Origin of the sequence: Streptomyces sp. MBT53 (assembly GCF_016654115.1) — a bacterium.
Lineage (GTDB): Bacteria > Actinomycetota > Actinomycetes > Streptomycetales > Streptomycetaceae > Streptomyces.
In genome coordinates, this window is the sequence record NZ_JAEQAZ010000014.1 from 66566 (window position 1) to 83949 (window position 17384).

Annotated in this window: 12 protein-coding genes and 1 pseudogene; 11 read left to right on the forward strand and 2 right to left on the reverse strand. The window is 70.1% G+C overall.

The genetic code is table 11. The features are described from left to right. Positions 1-30 precede the first annotated feature (30 nt). On the forward strand, positions 31-1347 hold the full coding sequence (locus JHN45_RS07765; protein ID WP_307783056.1) for a histidine kinase: 1317 nt from the start codon (positions 31-33) through the stop codon (positions 1345-1347). Then, the gene (locus JHN45_RS07770; protein WP_019068012.1) at positions 1344-2000 is read left to right on the forward strand and encodes a response regulator transcription factor; all 657 of its coding nucleotides are present in this window, start codon (positions 1344-1346) and stop codon (positions 1998-2000) included. Before JHN45_RS07765 ends, JHN45_RS07770 begins: the two co-directional genes overlap by 4 nt. A gap of 11 nt (positions 2001-2011) precedes the next feature. Here JHN45_RS07770 and JHN45_RS07775 read toward each other — a convergent pair whose 3' ends face one another. After that, positions 2012-2794, reverse strand: a complete 783-nt coding sequence (locus tag JHN45_RS07775; RefSeq protein WP_201048510.1) for an alpha/beta fold hydrolase — start codon at positions 2792-2794, stop codon at positions 2012-2014. Between JHN45_RS07775 and JHN45_RS07780 the strand changes: the two genes are divergently transcribed. Further along, complete coding sequence (locus JHN45_RS07780; RefSeq protein WP_236583465.1) at positions 2793-3578, forward strand: hypothetical protein; 786 nt, start codon at positions 2793-2795, stop codon at positions 3576-3578. The genes JHN45_RS07775 and JHN45_RS07780 overlap by 2 nt on opposite strands. 7 nt (positions 3579-3585) lie before the next feature. Here JHN45_RS07780 and JHN45_RS07785 read toward each other — a convergent pair whose 3' ends face one another. Further along, positions 3586-5394, reverse strand: a complete 1809-nt coding sequence (locus JHN45_RS07785) for an ABC transporter ATP-binding protein (RefSeq protein WP_307783057.1) — start codon at positions 5392-5394, stop codon at positions 3586-3588. Between the two features lie 367 nt (positions 5395-5761). On the opposite strand from JHN45_RS07785, the gene JHN45_RS07790 reads away from it, so the two are divergent. The 8 genes and pseudogenes from JHN45_RS07790 to JHN45_RS07825 form a co-directional block, all read left to right on the forward strand. Further along, a complete protein-coding gene (locus tag JHN45_RS07790) occupies positions 5762-6913 on the forward strand; it encodes a LacI family DNA-binding transcriptional regulator (RefSeq protein ID WP_236583466.1) in 1152 nt (383 codons plus the stop codon). Positions 6914-7270: 357 nt separating this feature from the next. Next, positions 7271-8668, forward strand: coding sequence for an ABC transporter substrate-binding protein (locus tag JHN45_RS07795; protein WP_200716265.1), 1398 nt, complete (start codon positions 7271-7273; stop codon positions 8666-8668). 70 nt (positions 8669-8738) lie between these two features. After that, a complete protein-coding gene (locus JHN45_RS07800) occupies positions 8739-9656 on the forward strand; it encodes a carbohydrate ABC transporter permease (protein WP_374192820.1) in 918 nt (305 codons plus the stop codon). Continuing rightward, a complete protein-coding gene (locus JHN45_RS07805) occupies positions 9653-10579 on the forward strand; it encodes a carbohydrate ABC transporter permease (RefSeq protein ID WP_200716266.1) in 927 nt (308 codons plus the stop codon). Before JHN45_RS07800 ends, JHN45_RS07805 begins: the two co-directional genes overlap by 4 nt. 52 nt (positions 10580-10631) lie before the next feature. Next, positions 10632-12809, forward strand: coding sequence for a beta-galactosidase (locus tag JHN45_RS07810; protein ID WP_201048511.1), 2178 nt, complete (start codon positions 10632-10634; stop codon positions 12807-12809). Positions 12810-12832: 23 nt separating this feature from the next. Continuing rightward, complete coding sequence (locus JHN45_RS07815) at positions 12833-14638, forward strand: RICIN domain-containing protein (protein ID WP_201048512.1); 1806 nt, start codon at positions 12833-12835, stop codon at positions 14636-14638. A gap of 85 nt (positions 14639-14723) precedes the next feature. Next, on the forward strand, positions 14724-16403 hold the full coding sequence (gene araB, locus JHN45_RS07820; protein ID WP_201048513.1) for a ribulokinase: 1680 nt from the start codon (positions 14724-14726) through the stop codon (positions 16401-16403). A 242-nt stretch (positions 16404-16645) separates the two neighbouring features. After that, positions 16646-17384: pseudogene (locus tag JHN45_RS07825) on the forward strand (L-arabinose isomerase); the annotation flags it as partial.

The following is a 17384-nucleotide window of genomic DNA, read 5'->3' on the forward strand; positions in this document are numbered from 1 at the left end:
GGCCCGCCTGCACCATGGAGGGTGTATCCCGTGACCTCACCACCGATGACGGCCCGGTCCTTCATGCCGGAGACCCTGATGGGAGGAGCCCGGCTGGGCGACTCCGAGTACCGGGCGGTCGTCGGGCTGCTCACCTGGCTGGGACGGGTGCGGCAGGCCGACACGGCCCATCCGCGGGTCAGGCTGTGGGGAGTGCCCGCCTGCTACGCGCTGGCGGGGATCCCGGGCCTGGTGCGCGCGGCCCATGACTCCGTCCCCGCGTTCGTGCTGATGCTGGCGGCGACCGCGGGGTTCACCGTGCCGCTGCTGTGGCGGAGGCAGCGGCCGGTGCTGGTGTTCGCCGCCCTGGTCGTCCTCTCGGAGCTGTGCCTCGCCCTGAAGGTGGACTCGGGTTCGGGCGCGACCCAGCTGGTGGCGCTGCTCAACCTGGGACGCTTCGGCACTCCGAGCCAGCTGGCCGTCGGCGTCGTGTACAACCTCCTCCAGACCTTTGTGTCGACCTTCTTCTTCGACGGCCTCAAGGAGTCGGCGAAACAGGCCAGTACCCCGGTGCTGCTGTTCCTGGCCGTGGTCGCCATCCTGTCGATGGCCGCGCTCGGCCTGGCCGGAAAACTCGTGAACGCCTACATCGAGGCCCTCAAGGACCACGCCGTACGCCTTGAGGTGGAGCGCGACCAGCGGGCCCGGCTGGCCGCGGCCGGTGAACGCGCCCGGGTGGCACGGGAGATGCACGACATCCTCGGCCACACCCTCGCCGTGATCGTCGGTCTGGCGGGCGGTGCCGCCGGGCTCGCCGAGAGCAAACCCAAGCGGGGCGCGGACACTTTGCGGATCATCGCGGAGAGCGGGCGCGGCGCCCTGGCCGAACTACGCAGACTGCTCTCCGTCATCCACGAGGACGAACCCGACGACACCCCGTTCGCGCCCCAGCCCGGACTGTCCGACCTCGGCCCTTTGATGGAGCGGGTCCGGGCGGCCGGCCCCGCCGCCACCCTGCGCCTCAAGGGCGAACTCACCGGTCTCCCCCAGGGACTTCAGCTCGCCGTCTACCGCATCGTGCAGGAAGCCCTCACCAACACGCTCAAGCACGCGGCACCGGACACGACCGTCGAGGTCACGGTCGCGGGCGACCCCGAGGCCGTGCACGTCACCGTCGAGGACACCGGCCCTCACCCGACCCCCAACACCGACGAACAGGGCAAGGGCCTGGTCGGCATGCGCGAACGGGCCGCGCTCTACGGCGGCCAGGTCGCCGCGGGCCCCAACTCCCGTGGCGGCTGGACCGTCCGCGCCCTCCTCCTGCCCACCTCGACCGCCCCCGACCTCATGGAGAAGCACCCCGCATGACCACCGTCCTCATCGTCGACGACCAGGCCCTGCAACGCCTCGGCTTCAGCATGCTCATCGAGCAGTACCCCGACCTGAGCACCGTCGGCGAGGCCACGCACGGCGTCGAGGCGGTCCGGCTGACGGCCGAACTCCGCCCCGACGTGGTCCTGATGGACGTACGGATGCCCGGCATGGACGGCATCGAGGCCACCCGCCGGATCGTGCAGTCCGGGGGCCGCTCCCGTGTCCTCGTCCTGACCACCTTCGACCTCGACGAGTACGCGTACGCCGCGCTGCGCGCCGGGGCCAGCGGTTTCCTCCTCAAGGACGCGCTGCCCGAGGAACTGGTCGCGGGCATCCGCGCGGTGGCCGCCGGGGACGCGGTCATCTCCCCCGGCCTGACCCGCAAACTCATCGACGCCTTCGGCGACCGGATGCCCGGCCGCACCCCCGAGCAGGACCGCCGCCTCGACACCCTCACCGACCGCGAGCGCGAGGTCCTCACCGTCATGGCCTCGGGCTGGAGCAACACGGAGATCGCCGAACGTCTCTGCCTCGCCGAGTCCACCGTCAAGTCCCACGTCAGCCGCATCCTCGCCAAGATCGGGGCGCGGGACCGGGTGCAGGCGGTGATCTTCGCGTACGACGCGGGGCTGGTACGGCCGGCCTGAGTTCTGGTTCCTCAGCCCGTCGGCGCGGTCACGAACTTGCCGAGGAGCGCGGTGAGTTCGGCCGGTTTCTCCACGGGGAGTTCATGACCGGCGTCGACGATCCGGACGACCGCGTCGGGGTAGGAGTTCGCCATCCGCAGCATCTGCGACAGCGGCAGCTGGATGTCGTGGTAGCCGTGCGCGATGAGCGTGGGCGCGGTGATCTCGTGGACCCGGTCCAGGACGTCGAAGGCGCGCATCGCGCCGTAGCAGGTCATGACGACCTCGCGGGGCGTGGCGGCGGAGGCCTCGATGTACTGGCGGATCTTGTCCTTGGGGTAGCCGGGCGCGAAGGCGCGCTGGATGTTGGCGGCGACGAACAGCTTGAACGGCAGCAGCGTGGACACCGCCAGCAGCACACCGCGCGCCCAGCTGTACGTCATGCGGCTGATCGAGTCGACCAGCACCATCCGCTCGACCCGCTCGGGGTGCGCGAGGGCCAGGGTCTGCGCGATCATCCCGCCCATGGAGTGCCCGACCGGCACGAACCGCTCGACCTCCAGGTGGTCGAGCAGCGCGACGACGTCCGCGGCCAACGCGTCGACGGTCCGCGACCCCGCCCCCGTGCTCTCGCCGTGCCCCCTCAAGTCGAGCCGTACGACCCGCCGTTCGGCCGAGAAATGCGCGAACTGGTCGTCCCACCGGTGCCGGTTGGCCGTCCAGCCGTGAATGAACACCAGCGGCACGTCGGCTCCGTCGCAGGGGCCTTCGTCGTCGTACACGAGTACCGCGCCGTCGACTTCGAGTTTCGGCATGGAGCTCTCCTGGAGTGCGGCGGCCGGCGACACGGTCGTCGACCGGGGTGATCCGGATCTTGCCCTGGGCACAAGGGAGTTGACGTCCCCGACCGTGATCCGCAACGAGATCGAGATCGACGAGGGGCGGGCACGAGCGGGTGTGCCGCAGACTACTCGGGTGATCGTTCTGCAGCCGGTCCTGGAAACGCGCGCCCGTGGCGGCTTCGCCCTCTGGCCCGTCGCCGAGTCCGCGCCGTACGGCTTCCTGCCGCTGCACGGCGGGCTCACTACGGATGAGGTGGGCGCGGCGGTGATGCACATCGCCGACGGCAATTCCGCCGCGCCCGAGAGCGGCACCGATCCGCTCGGCGCCTTCCTGCACGGACTGCTCACCATGGACGACCTCTTCGCGTCCGGCGGCCTGCGGATCACGGACACGGTGACCGGCGCCACGCTGGTGCCCGGCTGCTGCAACGGGCTGGACGAGCGCCGCGACTGGTGGGAGGTCGTCGACGGCGACGGCTGGGCCTCCTTCGGACACGACCCCTCTCCCGTCGCCGAACGCCACGGCGACATCGTCCGGCTGACCGTCGACGCCGAGGACGACGGCAGTCCCGTGATCGAACTGCCCGTCACCGAGCTGCGCCGCCTGCTCGCCGCAGCCGAACGCGATCTGGCCGACTTTCTCCAACTGGCCGCCGCCTGGGCCCCGTTGCACCTGTCGGGATATGCCGTCCCCGCCGTCCTGGCCCTCGGTCGCGCGCTGGACCTGTCCGCTGGGGCGCCACCGCTGAACCCCTAGGGCGCGCTCAGGCCGCCTCCGTCGCGATCTGTTCGGGTGCCGTCAGCACGGCTGTGGCGTCGGACAGGTGGAGGACAAGGTCGGCGAGGGCGGCGAGCCGTCGGTCGTGGGTGATGAGGAAGGTCGTACGGCCGGCGGAGAGGTGGCGGATGGGGGCCATGATGCGGGCGGTCGCCGCGTCGTCGAGGCCGGTCGTGGGTTCGTCGAGGACGAGTACGGGTGCGGTGCGCAGCATGGCGCGGGCCAGGGCGATCCTGCGGCGCTGGCCGCCGGAGAGGTTGTTGCCGTGCTTGCCGACCGGGGTGTCGTAGCCCTCGGGCAGCGCGCTGACGAATCCGTGCGCGTCGGCCGCGACGGCGGCGGCGAGCACCTCGCTGTCGGCGGCGTCCGGACGGCCGTAGACGATGTTCGCGCGGACCGTGTCGTCGAACAGCATGCTGTCCTGCGGGAGCAGGGTGATGTGGCGGCGCACCTCGTCCACCGGGAGTTCGGCGATGTCCCGGCCGTCGAGGAGGATGCGGCCCCGGGTGGGTTCGTGGAAGCGGAGGAGGAGTTTGCCGAGGGTGGACTTTCCGGCGCCGCTGGGGCCGGTCACGGCGACCAACAGGCCCGGGGGGATGTCGAGTTGGACGTGGTGGAGGACGGGGCCCGACGCGCCGGGGTAGGAGAAGCCGACGTCCTGGAAGGTGACGGCGCCGCGTACGGGTTCGGGGAGTGGCCGCATGTCGGGGTGGGAGGTGGGTTCGGGGGTGGTGCGGAGGATCTCTATCAGGCGTTCGCAGGCGGCGGTGGCTGTCGAGGCGCCGACGAGGAGTTCGCCGAGTTCTTGCAGTCTCGGGTGGAGGTAGCTGAGGAAGGCGGCGAAGGAGAGCAGGCCGCCGACGGTGAGGTGGTGTTCGGAGATCTGCCACGCCCCGGCGCCGATCACGGCCAGCACGCTGAGGGTTTCGAGGAGTTCGCCGAGCGGGCCGTACACGGAGGAGAGCCGGATCTGGCGGAGTCCGGCCCGCATCCAGGTGCGTCCCTCGCGGTGCACCTTGCTGCTCTCCGCGCGCTGACGGCCGTAGGCCTGTACGAGGGGCATGTTGGCGAGGCTCTCCTCCAGGAGGGAGGCGAGGCGTCCGTTGCTGTCGCGTTCCGCGCGGGTGGCGGTGCGCATCAGGGTGCCGAAGACGCGGGCGCCGAGCCAGATCAGCGGGGCGGCTCCGAGGGTGATGAGCGCCAGCTGCCAGCTGGTCCGGAACGCGGCGGCGGCGAAGACGAGGGCGCCCGCGGCGGAGGTGATCAGCTCGACGGGGGCGGAGGCGACCAGGGTCTCGACGACCTCGACGTCGCCGGTGAGGCGGGTGACCAGATCGCCGGTGCCGTAGCGGTCGAGGGTGTCCGGCGGGGTGCGCTGGAGGTGTTCGAAGACGTGGTCGCGCAGACCCAGGAGGAAGTGTTCGCTGGTCCAGCCGGAGAGGTAGCTGCCGGCGGCCGAGGCCGCCGCGCCGGCCACGGCGAGGCCGAGCCAGAGTGCGGCCGGGCTCCAGAAGGCGTCGAGGTCGCCGGGGGCGAGGACGTCGTCGGTGAGGCGGCCCGCGATGGCGATCGCGACGGCGTCGGCGGCGGACGACGTGATGAGGAGCAGGGCGGAGAAGAGGACGGCGAGTCGGTTGCCGCGGACCAGGGGCCAGAAGGCGCGGAAGGCGGCGAGCGGGGAGACGCGGGCGTGCCGCATCCGGGACGACGGGCGGTGTTCCTCGGCCGCCGTCCAGTCCCAAGGCGTGCCGGGGTCCATGTCAGGCGGACGGGCGGACCCCGGCACAGCCGTCACTTGCCGTGCTTCTTGTGCTTGCGGTGGTGCTTCTTCTCGTGGTGCTTGTGATGCGCCTCCTTGGCGCACTCCTTCTTCTTGGCCTTCTTGGCCAGGGTGATCTTCGCGAAGGACACGTCGTTCCCCTTTCTCGGAGTTGGCAACCGGTAGTACGGGGGCGGCAGTTGGCGAACTCAGGAAGGGAGGTGAGGGTTGGATGATGTTCCCTTACCGAGGCCCTTACCCGGCCGACCCATGCCTGGCGAACGACGGACGCGAGGTTACGGATGCGTTCCGGACTCTTGACGACAGCCGTATGACTGCGTAGACATGACAGCGCAGACATGACTGCGCAGCCAGACGCAGAAACCGGCCATCGGGAGACACCATGACGCGAGGGACAGGGCGGAGCGGGAACACCGCGGCTCCGCGCAGCGTGGACGTCGCGCGCCTGGCCGGGGTCTCGCAGAAGACGGTGTCGCGGGTCTTCAACGACGAGCAGTACGTCTCCGCCGATGTCCGCCGGCGCGTTCTCGAAGCCGCCGAGGAACTCGGCTACCGGCGCAACAACGCCGCCCGGGCCCTGGCCTCCGGACGCACCCGTTCGATCGGCGTCGTGACGCTGGGGACGGCGCTGTACGGTCCGGCCTCGCTGCTCATGGGGGTCGAGCGGGTCGTCCGGGACACCGGCTACGCGCTGCGCGTGGTCAACACGATGGAAGGCGACCCGGCGGGCATGGCCGGTGCCGTGGACTCGCTCCTCGATCAGGGCGTGGACGGCATCGTCATCTCCGAACCGATCGAGGAGGAGGGCATCCCCGGTGACGACGGAAGTGCCGCTCCCCGTCTGAACGTTCCGATCCTCGTCCTCGGTGCGCCCTCGCCGGTCTCGGCACGGCTCGTGCTGACCGCGGGCGACGGCGCCGACCTGATGGCCCACACCGCCACCGAACACCTCCTGGAACTCGGTCATATGACGGTCCATCACCTCGCGGGTCCGCAGCGGTGGTACGCCGCGCGGGACCGTCTCGACGGCTGGCGGGCCACCCTGACCGCACACGGCAGAGTCGTACCGCCGCCCGTCGAGGGCGACTGGTCGGCCGCGTCCGGGTACCGGGCGGGACGCCGACTGGCCGCGGACGGCGGTGTCACGGCGGTGTTCGCCGCCAACGACGACATGGCGATCGGACTGATCCGCGCGCTGACGGAGGCCGGGCTGCGGGTGCCCGAGGACGTCAGTGTGGTCGGCTTCGACGACATCCCGGTCGCCGCCTATGTGACTCCTCCGCTGACCACGGTGCGCCAGCCGTTCGACGCCGTGGCCCAGGAAGGGCTCAAGCGTCTGGTGCACGCCATCGAGAACCCGAACGCGGTTCCCTTACCGTCCAGCCCCCCGCCGGTCGACCTCATCATCCGTACCTCGACCGCACCGCCGCCCGGCCGGACGACCCCGGCCCGCGGCAGACGTACCGCCGTCCGTTCCCGCGAGGGCGCGCGCCACGCTCCGCTGTCGAACGGAGGCCCGGCCACCCACCAGTGACGACGCCGGTCAGCCCGGACAGCACCAGCGCACGGCCGGTGCGTGACCAGAGGACGAGCCGCAGGTCCCGGTCCCGCCCCGTCCCTCCGAACGCCCTTGCCAGGCAAGGCCGTTCCTGAAGCCGGCAGACGGCGAGCCGCCTCGCCCCCACCGTCTCCGTCGCCGGTTCACCACCTTCTTCCTCGGCCACGACCGCCCTCTCCGCATCCGGAGAAGTCGTCGGCCCGGTCCACGAGGACGCGTGCCCGACCCCGTCGGCGTCCGTTCCTCGGCCGGCGCGTCCGCGCCCTCCTCCATCACGCATCCGCACGCCCTTGCCAGGCGTGCCGTCAACTTCGCCACCGGCGGGAGTTCACCATGCCCAGAAACACCTCTTCGTCCACGCCCGGCCCCTTCTCGATGAGCCGTCGGGGCTTCCTCGCCACGACCGGCGCCCTGTCGCTCGGCGTCACCCTCACCGCCTGCGGCGGCAGCGGCTCCGGCGGCTCGACCGCGTCCAGCAAGCCGGTCAGCCAGGCCGACATCGACAAGGCCATGAAGACGCCGACCGAGCTGACGTTCTGGACCTGGGTCCCGAACATCGACAAGGAGGTCGCGCTCTTCGAGAAGAAGTACCCGGCCGTCAAGATCAAGGTCGTCAACGCCGGTCAGGGCACCCCGCAGTACACCAAGCTGCGCACCGCGCTCAAGGCGAACAGCGGCGCCCCGGACATGGTGCAGATCGAGTACCAGGCCATCCCGACCTTCACCATCACCGACAGCCTCCTGGACCTGCGTCCCTACGGCGCCTCGGCCCTCAAGTCGACCTTCGTGGACTGGACTTGGGGCCAGGTCACCGGCAGCGGCGGCCAGATCTGGGCGATCCCGCAGGACACCGGCCCGATGGGCATGCTGTACCGCAAGGACATCTTCGACAAGCACGGCATCGAAGTCCCCACCACCTGGGACGAGTTCGCCGCTGCGGCCCGCAAGCTGCACAAGGCCGACCCGGACGTCTACCTCACCAACCTCGCCGCCAACCAAGTCGCCGCCTGGCACGGCCTGTTGTGGCAGGCGGGCGCCAAGCCCTACGCGCTGTCCGGCAAGAGCGACATCACCATCGGCGTGGACGACGCAGTCTCCCAGAAGCTCGGCGCGTACTGGGGCGGGCTCGCCAAGGACGGAGTCATCGGCGTGGAGCCGGACTTCACCGACTCCTGGTACGCGGCCCTCAACAAGGGCAAGTACGCGACCTGGCTGACCGCCGCCTGGGGCCCGGTGTTCCTGTCCGGCTCCGCCAAGGCCACCGCGGGCAAGTGGCGCGCTGCCCCGCTCCCGCAGTGGGACGCGAGCAAGCCCAGCTCGGGCAACTGGGGCGGTTCCACCACCGCGGTGATCCGCTCCACCAAGAACCCCATCCAGGCGGCGGTGTTCGCCCAGTTCCTCAACACCGATCCGGCCAGCGCCAAGATGTTCGCCACCGAGCAGTTCTTCTTCCCGGCGACCAAGGCCCTGCTCACGGAGGCCGACTTCGTGTCGGACGCGCCGACCTTCTACGGCGGCCAGAAGGTCAACCAGGTCTTCGCCGACATCAGCTCCACGGTCAACTCCTCCTTCCAGTGGCCCCCGTTCCTCGACCAGGCGGCGACCGACTGGACCGAGACCGTCGGCAAGTCCCTCGCCGACAAGACGAACACCGTGCGCGCGCTGGGCAGTTGGCAGTCGCGGCTGACCACGTACGCCAAGACCCAGGGCTTCACGGTCCACTCGGCCTGACGGCGCGCCGGGTCCCGCGCGGCGGCGCGGGACCCGGACCCCCGCACACCCCACCCCTCAGAAAGGCCCGATGATGACTGCCACAACCGCGGCCTCCCCCAAGGGCCGGCGCGGCGGCGCGCGCCGCCGCCGGTCGGCAGGGCCACTGTTCGTCGCACCCTTCATGGCGCTGTTCCTGCTGCTCTTCCTCGCCCCGCTCGGCTACGCCGCCTATCTGAGCCTCTTCCAGGAACGGCTCATCGGCGGAACGGCGTTCGTCGGACTCGACAACTACGTCCGGGCCCTGGGCGACCCCCAGCTCATCCACGGTGTCGTACGCGTCGCCCTGTTCTTCGTGATCCAGGTCCCGCTGATGCTGCTGCTGGCGCTGCTGTTCGCGCTCGCCCTCGACAGCGGGCTGCTGCGGTTCGCCAAGGTGATCCGGCTCGGCATCTTCGTCCCGTACGCCGTGCCGAGCGTGGTCGCCGCGCTCATGTGGGGCTATCTGTACGGGCCGGACTTCGGCCCGTTCGCCCAGCTGAGCCACGATCTGCATCTGCCGGCCCCGGACTTCCTCAGCGACGGCTGGATGCTCGGCAGTCTGTCGAACATCGTGACCTGGGAGTTCGTCGGCTACAACATGATCATCCTGTACGCCGCGCTGCGCACCATTCCCGAGGAGCTGTACGAGGCCGCCGCGATGGACGGCGCGGGCGCCTGGCGCATCGCCTGGTCCATCAAACTGCCCGCTCTGCGGCCCGCGTTGATGCTCACCCTGCTGTTCTCTGTGATCGGCAGCTTCCAACTCTTCAACGAACCAAAGCTGTTGATGAGCATCGCCCCGGACGTGATCAGCAGTTCCTACACCGCCAACCTCTACGCCTACACGCTCGCGTTCACCGGACAGCAGGTCAACTACGCGGCCACGGTGTCCTTCCTCCTCGGCCTCGTCATCGTGATCGTCTCCTATGCCGTCCTGCTCACCGCCAACCGCAGGAGGACATCATGACGACCACCCTTCCCCCGGCCGAGCTCGCTCCGTCGGCGAAGCGGGCTCCGGCCGGCGCGGGCAAGCGGCGCAGGAAGCGTCACAGCACCCCGCTGACGATCGCCATGCTGGCCGTCCTGGCGTACTTCCTGCTGCCGCTGCTGTGGTTGCTGGTCGCCTCGACGAAGAGCACCCAGGACCTCTTCAACACCTTCGGCCTGTGGTTCTCGCACGCCCCGCAGCTGCTGACGAACGTCAGGGCCACCTTCACCCAGGACGACGGCGTCTTCGTGCACTGGCTGCTCAACACGGTCATGTACGCGGGTGTCAGCTCGGTCGGCGCCGCGCTGCTCGCGGCGGCCGGCGGCTACGGGTTCGCCAAGTTCCGCTTCCGCGGCGACCGGGTGGCCTTCAACCTCGTCGTGGGCGCCGTGATGGTCCCGGCCACCGCGCTGGCGATCCCGACCTATCTGCTGTTCGCCAAGGCGGGCCTGGTCAACACCCCTTGGGCCGTCATCCTGCCGTCGCTGGTCAACCCGTTCGGCCTGTACCTGATGCGGGTGTACGCCGAGGACGCCGTCCCCGACAGCATCCTGGAGGCCGCCCGGATCGACGGCGCCGGCGAGGCGCGGATCTTCTTCCGCATCGTCCTGCGGCTCCTCGGTCCCGGTCTGGTGACCGTCCTGCTGTTCACGCTGGTGGCGACCTGGAACAACTACTTCCTGCCGCTGATCATGCTGAACAACCCGAACCTGTACCCCGTCACCGTCGGCCTCTCCTCCTGGGCCGCGCAGGCCCAGAACGGCGGGGCGGGCTCCAGCAGCGACATGCTCGCGCTGGTGGTGACCGGCTCCCTGATCTCGATCGTCCCGCTGGTCGTGGCGTTCCTGATGCTCCAGCGGTACTGGCAGAGCGGCCTGGCGTCCGGCGGCGTCAAGCAGTAGCGCGCGTCCGCGTTCCTCGTACCACTTCCCGTTTCCCCGGAGGTTTCCCCCCATGGCGGCTCTGCCTGCCCGTGTCCTGTTCGGTGCCGCGTACTACCACGAGTACACGCCCGCCTACGACTCCACAACGCGGCCCGACGAACAGCTCAAGACCGACCTGGACCTGATGGCCGAGGCGCACTTCACCGTGATCCGGGTCGGCGAGTCCGTCTGGTCGACCTGGGAGCCTTCGAGCGGCCGGTTCGAACTCGACTGGCTGCAACCGGTGTTGGACGGCGCCCACGAGCGCGGCATCTCCGTGATCATCGGCACCCCGACCTACGCCGCCCCCCAGTGGCTGGTCCGTCTCTACCCGGAGATCACCGCCGAGCACGCCACCGGGCAGCGCCTCGGCTGGGGCGCCCGCCAGGAGATCGACTTCACCCACCCCGCGTTCCGTTTCCACGCGGAGCGGCTCATCCGCAAGATGGTCGCCCGGTACGCCAACCACCCGGCGGTCATCGGCTGGCAGGTGGACAACGAACCGGGCCTGCACCTCCTCCACAACAACGGTGTCTTCCAGCGCTTCGTGGACCATCTGCGGGAGAAGTACGGGGACGTCGAGACCCTCAACCGCGAGTGGGGACTGGTCTATTGGTCCCACCGCCTGTCCACCTGGGCCGACCTGTGGACCCCTGACGGCAACGAACAGCCCCAATACGACGTCGCCTGGCGGGAGTTCCAGGCCCGCCAGGTCACCGAGTTCATCGGCTGGCAGGCCGACCTCGTCCGCGAGTACGCCCAGCCGGGCCAGTTCGTCACCACCTGCATCTCGTACACCCGCAAGGGAGTTGACGACGACGAGCTGTCGGACCGCCTCGACATCGCCTCCGGCAACCCGTACTACGACATGCAGGACAGCCTCCTGCTTCCCGACCCCACCCCCGACGACCACGAGCAGCAGTGGAAGACCACCGGGGTCTGGTCGATGTACCAGACCGCCGACTGGATGTTCTCCTCGCGCCAGGAACCCTTCCTCGTCACCGAGACCAACGCCCAGAGCATCGGCTTCGCATGGGACAACCGGCCCGGCTACGACGGCCAGTGGCGCCAGGCCGCCTGGGCGCATGTCGCGCGCGGGGCCCGGATGATCGAGTACTGGCAGTGGCAGACCCTGCGCTTCGGCGCGGAGACCTACTGGGGCGGAGTCCTCCCGCACAGCGGGCAGCCGGGCCGTACCTATGCCGAAATCGCGCGTCTGGGCGCGGAGTTCGACACCGCGGGCGCACTCGTCGCCGGTCTCGAACCGGACGCGGACATCACGATGGTCTACTCGATGCCGAGCAAGTGGCTGATGCAGAAGTACCCACCGCTCGCGAACACCGAGGGCGAGCCGGACGCCGCCGCCTACCACCGGTTCTTCGACCCCTTCTACCGCGGCGCCTTCGACGCGGGCCGCCAGGTGCGCATCGTGCACGCCCGCCAGCTGCACGATCCGCGTGGTGAGCGGGACGGCATGACACCGCAGGAGGCCGTGGAACGCCACCCGGTTCTCGTCGCCCCGGCCCTGTATGTCGTCGACGACTCCACGCTCGACTGGCTGGAGGCGTACGCCCACGCCGGCGGCCACCTGGTCCTCGGCCCGCGCACCGGCTACGCCGACCACGAGGCACGGGCCCGCCACGAGCCCGCGCCCGGACGACTCGTCGCGGCGGCGGGCGTGCAGTACGACGAGTTCGGCAACCTCACCCAGGACGTGCCCGTCCGCGCGGTGCCCGGCGGCCCGTTCGAGGTACCCGCGAACGCCCGTGCCACGCGGTGGATCGAGGGCCTCACCGCCGTCGACGCCGAAGTCCTCGCCGCCTACGAGCACCCGCACTACGGCCGCTGGCCCGCGGTGACCACCCGGAGCCACGGCGCCGGCCGGATCACCTGCGTCGGCACGGCACCGGACCGTGACCTCGCCCGGGCGCTGGCCGAGTGGCTGTCCCCGGCCGCGAGCAGCGGCTGGCAGCACCTTCCCCCGACCGTCACCGCGACCACGGGGACCGCACCCGACGGCCGCCGTGTCCACATCGTCCACAACTGGAGCTGGGAGCCCACGAGCGTCCCCGCCCCGGCGGACCTCACCGACGCCCTGACCGGCGATGCGGTCGTCGCCGGCTCGGCCCTCGACCTCGGTGCCTGGGACGTACGCGTCCTCGTCGCCGCCGGCACCGAGCCGACCCCCGAAACAGCCACCCGATCGTGATCCAACTCCCCTGAGGAGGGGCCATGCAGAGAAGACGGCTTGGACGAGCCCTCGGAACCTTTGCTGCTACATCCGCGATCCTTGCCATACCCATGGTCAGTGCGCAGGCGTACAACCCGACAGGCGGCACTCTCTACCAGCTCGGCAGCGAGGCGTGTCTGAAGGGGCGGGGCAACTGCGCGATCTATCCGAAGTCGGCGGAGCTGCCGAGCGGCCGGCTCGTCGCGTCCTTCGAGAAGTCGACGGTCGTGACGGCGTCGGGCAGCGCCGACGGGCAGACCCTCCCGGTGTACAAGAGCGACGACCACGGCACGACCTGGCAGGCGCTGTCGGAGGTCAAGGCTCCGGCGTACCTGTCCAGTGACCCCCAGTACGCGAAGTACACGAGCAACTGGACCAACCCCTACCTCTACACGCTCCCCCAGGACGTCGGGAACCTGAAGCAGGGCACGCTCCTCCTCGCCAGTGTCGTGTCGGGTGACGACTACTACTACAAGGAGCACAAGGCGGCCGACGCGAGCTGGACGCCGACGAACGACGGCGACCGCAAGGACGTGGCGATCGCGCTGTACTCCAGCACCAACGACGGTGCGACCTGGAAGGTCGTCAACGTCATCGCGACCGGCGGCTGGCAGGGCGGCAGCGCGGGCGCGGTCGGCCAGAACATCGCGGCGGCGAACACCGGCAACCAGGTGGACCCCATCTGGGAGCCCTACCTGATGGTCTACAAGGGCCAGCTCGTCTGCTACTACTCCGACGAGAACGACTACACCGGCTTCAACGCGACCACCGGCGTCGCCACCCCGGACCCCGCCAACGACACCGCGACCGACTCGCACGGCCAGATCCTCGCCCACCGGACCTGGGACGGCACGAGCGCATCGTGGAGCTCCACCGTCGTCGACATCGCCGGGCTGAACCAGGACATGGGCGGCGGCAAGACGGAGATCGGCGGCGGCCGGCCGGGCATGGCGAACGTGGTCCGGACGGCGGACGGCAAGTGGATGCTGACCTTCGAGTACTGGGGCGGCGGGGCGAACACCAGATACGTGCTCGCCGACAACCCGCTGAAGTTCTTCCTCGGCTCCGCCACCGGCACGGCCGTCACCTCGCTGCCGGTCGACACCGGCTCGCACGCCCTCGCCACGGGCGGCAGCCCGGTCCTCATCAGGGAGCCCGGCGGGCGCCTGGTCTACAACTCGGCGAGCAGCGGCAACGTCTGGGTCAATGACACCGGGCGCAGCGACGGCACCTGGAAGGAGTACCAGACCACCTCGGCGGCCGGCTACAGCCGCAACCTCCAGTACGTCACGAGCACCGGCCGTGTCGTGATCCTCAACAACCAGGGCACCTCCACCCTCAAGTTCGCCGAGGTCGACCTCGGCCACTCCGACGGCACCTACTACCAGTTGGTGAACCGCAAGACCGACCAGGTGATCGGGACCGGCAACAAGACCAACGACGCGAACATCGGCAACGCGGACGTCCCCGACGTCCGGCTGGAGGCCCCGGGCTCGGCGGCCAACGCCGACACCCAGTACTGGCACACGACGACCGAGCCGGACGGCGGCGTGAGCCTGCTGAACAAGGCGGGCGGCCGGGCGGCGGCCATCTGGACCGGCAGCGCCACGGCCGGCCAGAAGATCGGCCAGTGGGTCGACAACAGCAACACCGGCAGCTGGAACCTCGTCAAGACCAGCGACGGTTTCTACAAACTGCAGTCCGTCAAGAACACCAGCCTGTACCTGACCGGCGCGACCGCCGGAGCCCAACTGACCCTGCAGACCGCGCTCACCGACGGCTCGCAGGACTGGGAACTCGTCCAGTAGACCCCACCTGAGACTGGGCCTGGCCCCCATCGGCCAGGCCCGACAGGGCACACCGAATCACCGATCAGCAGAAGGACGGCCGGTTGTGAACGCACCCCACGAGGACCGCGCAGGCCTCGACACGTACGTCATCGGAGTCGACTACGGCACGTTGTCGGGGCGTGCTGTGGTGGTCCGGGTCGCGGACGGCGCGGAATTGGCCGTCGCCGAGCACCCGTACACCCATGCCGTCCTCGACCGCCGGCTCCCCGACGGCACCCCGCTGCCGCCGGACTGGGCGCTGCAGGTCCCCGCCGACTACATCGACGTGCTGCGCATGGCCGTCCCCGAGGCCCTGGCCCGTTCCGGCGTACGTCCGGAGCAGGTCGTGGGTATCGGGACGGACTTCACCGCGTGTACGGTCCTGCCGGTCCTCGCCGACGGCACGCCGCTGTGCGAACTCCCGGAGTTCGCGGGCCGTCCGCACGCCTACGTCAAGCTGTGGCGCCACCACGCCGCGCAGGCCCAGGCCGACCGGATCACCGCACTGGCCGAGGCGCGCAAGGAGCCCTGGCTCAAGCGCTACGGCGGGAAGATCTCCTCGGAGTGGGAGTTCGCCAAGGCCCTGCAACTGCTCGAGGAGGACCCGGAACTCTACGAGCTGACCGAGCGGTGGATCGAGGCCGCCGACTGGATCGTGTGGCGGCTGTCGGGCACGTATGTCCGCAACGCGTGCACCGCCGGCTACAAGGGCCAGTACCAGGAGGGGAGTTACCCCTCCGCCGAGTATCTGGCCGCGCTCGACCCGGGCTTCGCGGGCTTCGTCATCGACAAGCTGGACCAGCCCATCGGCCAGCTCGGCGACCGGGCGGGCGGGCTGACGGCCGAGGCGGCGGCGTGGACGGGCCTGCCCGAGGGCATCGCCGTGTGCGTCGGGAACGTCGACGCGCATGTGACCGCGCCCGCGGCCACCGCCGTGGAGCCGGGCCGGATGGTCGCCATCATGGGCACCTCCACCTGCCATGTGATGAGCAGCGACCGGTGGGCCGAGGTACCGGGCATGTGCGGGGTCGTGCACGGCGGCATCCTGCCCGGGCTGTGGGGCTACGAGGCCGGACAGAGCGGGGTCGGCGACATCTTCGGCTGGTTCGTGCGCACCTCCTTCCCTGCCCCGTATGCGGAGGAGGCGGCCGCGCTGGGCCGTGATCCGCACGAGCACCTCACCGCGCTGGCCGCGCAGCAGCGGGTGGGCGAGCACGGGCTGATCGCGCTGGACTGGCACAGCGGCAACCGCAGCGTGCTCGTCGACCACGATCTGAGCGGCGTCGTGGTCGGGCTGACGCTGTCCACCCGGCCCGAGGACGTCTACCGGGCGCTGCTGGAGGCCACCGCCTTCGGCACCCGCACCATCATCGAGGCCTTCGAGACCTCGGGCGTGCCGGTGGGTGAACTGATCGTCGCGGGCGGTCTGATGAAGAACCCGCTGCTGATGCAGATCTACGCCGACGTCACCCGCCTGCCCCTCGGCGTCATCGACTCGGCACAGGGCCCCGCGCTCGGTGCGGCGATGCACGCGGCGGTCGCGGCCGGCGCCCACGCGGACATCCGGGCCGCCGCCCACGCCATGGCCAAGGCCCAACCCGCCGTCTACCGGCCGGACCCCGAGCGGGCCGCCGCCTACGACCGGCTGTACGCCGAATACCGCCTCCTGCACGACTACTTCGGCCGCGGCACCAACAAGGTCATGCACCGACTGCGCCGCCTGCGCACCGAGCCCTCCGCCTGAACACCACGCCACACCACGCCACGCCCCGCCCGGCGGTCAACTCCCTTCGACAGACGCCCCGATGACCGTCCTCGAACGCCATCGCCCAATGCCGTCCCGGCAGTTCGCTGACCAGCGATGACCACACAGGTTCCAGTGAGTGATCAGAGCATCCCCGGAGTCCGGCGGCCATTCCCGCCGAAGCATCAACGCCAGACCTCATCACCTGTACCTGAACCGCCCGACACTGTGAAGGAACCCTCATGGACACCACAGCCTCTCCCTACCCGGACCAGGAGATCTGGTTTCTCACCGGCAGCCAGGGCCTGTACGGCGACGACATCCTGCACCAGGTCGCCGAGCAGTCCCGCAGCATCGCCGAGATCCTCGGTGGCCCCGGGAAGATCCCGGTCCGCATCGTGTGGAAGCCCGTCCTCACCGACGCCGACGCCATCCGCCGCCTGTGCCAGGAAGCCAGCAGCTCCGACACCTGCGTAGGCGTCATCGTATGGATGCACACCTTCTCCCCCGCCAAGATGTGGATCGCCGGACTCTCCGCCCTCGACCGGCCGCTGCTGCACCTGCACACCCAGTACAACCTGTCGCTGCCCTGGCCCAGCATCGACATGGACTTCATGAACCTCAACCAAGCCGCCCACGGCGACCGGGAGTTCGCCCACATCGAGTCCCGTCTCGGCATCGACCGCAAGGTGGTCGCCGGCCACGCCACCGACCCCCGGGTCGTCCACCGCGTCGCGGCCTGGGCACGGGCCGCCGTCGGCCGCCACGCCTCGCGCACCCTGCGCCTGGCCCGCTTCGGCGACAACATGCGCGACGTCGCCGTCACCGAGGGCGACAAGGTCGAAGCCCAACTCCGCTTCGGCTACTCGGTGAACACCTACGCGGTGAACGACCTGGTGGCGGTCGTGGATCAGGTCGAGGACAAGGAGGCCGCCCAACTCGCCGCCGAATACGCCGACGTGTACGACGTCGTGCCGGCCC

What these genes read in the sequence shown, in the direction of transcription:
- JHN45_RS07770 (WP_019068012.1), top strand. Translation starts at nt 1,344, where the DNA reads ATGACCACCGTCCTCATCGTCGACGACCAGGCCCTGCAACGCCTCGGC.
- JHN45_RS07780 (WP_236583465.1), top strand. Translation starts at nt 2,793, where the DNA reads ATGGAGCTCTCCTGGAGTGCGGCGGCCGGCGACACGGTCGTCGACCGG.
- JHN45_RS07775 (WP_201048510.1), bottom strand. Translation starts at nt 2,794, where the DNA reads ATGCCGAAACTCGAAGTCGACGGCGCGGTACTCGTGTACGACGACGAA.
- JHN45_RS07790 (WP_236583466.1), top strand. Translation starts at nt 5,762, where the DNA reads ATGACGCGAGGGACAGGGCGGAGCGGGAACACCGCGGCTCCGCGCAGC.
- JHN45_RS07795 (WP_200716265.1), top strand. Translation starts at nt 7,271, where the DNA reads ATGCCCAGAAACACCTCTTCGTCCACGCCCGGCCCCTTCTCGATGAGC.
- JHN45_RS07800 (WP_374192820.1), top strand. Translation starts at nt 8,739, where the DNA reads ATGATGACTGCCACAACCGCGGCCTCCCCCAAGGGCCGGCGCGGCGGC.
- JHN45_RS07805 (WP_200716266.1), top strand. Translation starts at nt 9,653, where the DNA reads ATGACGACCACCCTTCCCCCGGCCGAGCTCGCTCCGTCGGCGAAGCGG.
- JHN45_RS07810 (WP_201048511.1), top strand. Translation starts at nt 10,632, where the DNA reads ATGGCGGCTCTGCCTGCCCGTGTCCTGTTCGGTGCCGCGTACTACCAC.
- JHN45_RS07815 (WP_201048512.1), top strand. Translation starts at nt 12,833, where the DNA reads ATGCAGAGAAGACGGCTTGGACGAGCCCTCGGAACCTTTGCTGCTACA.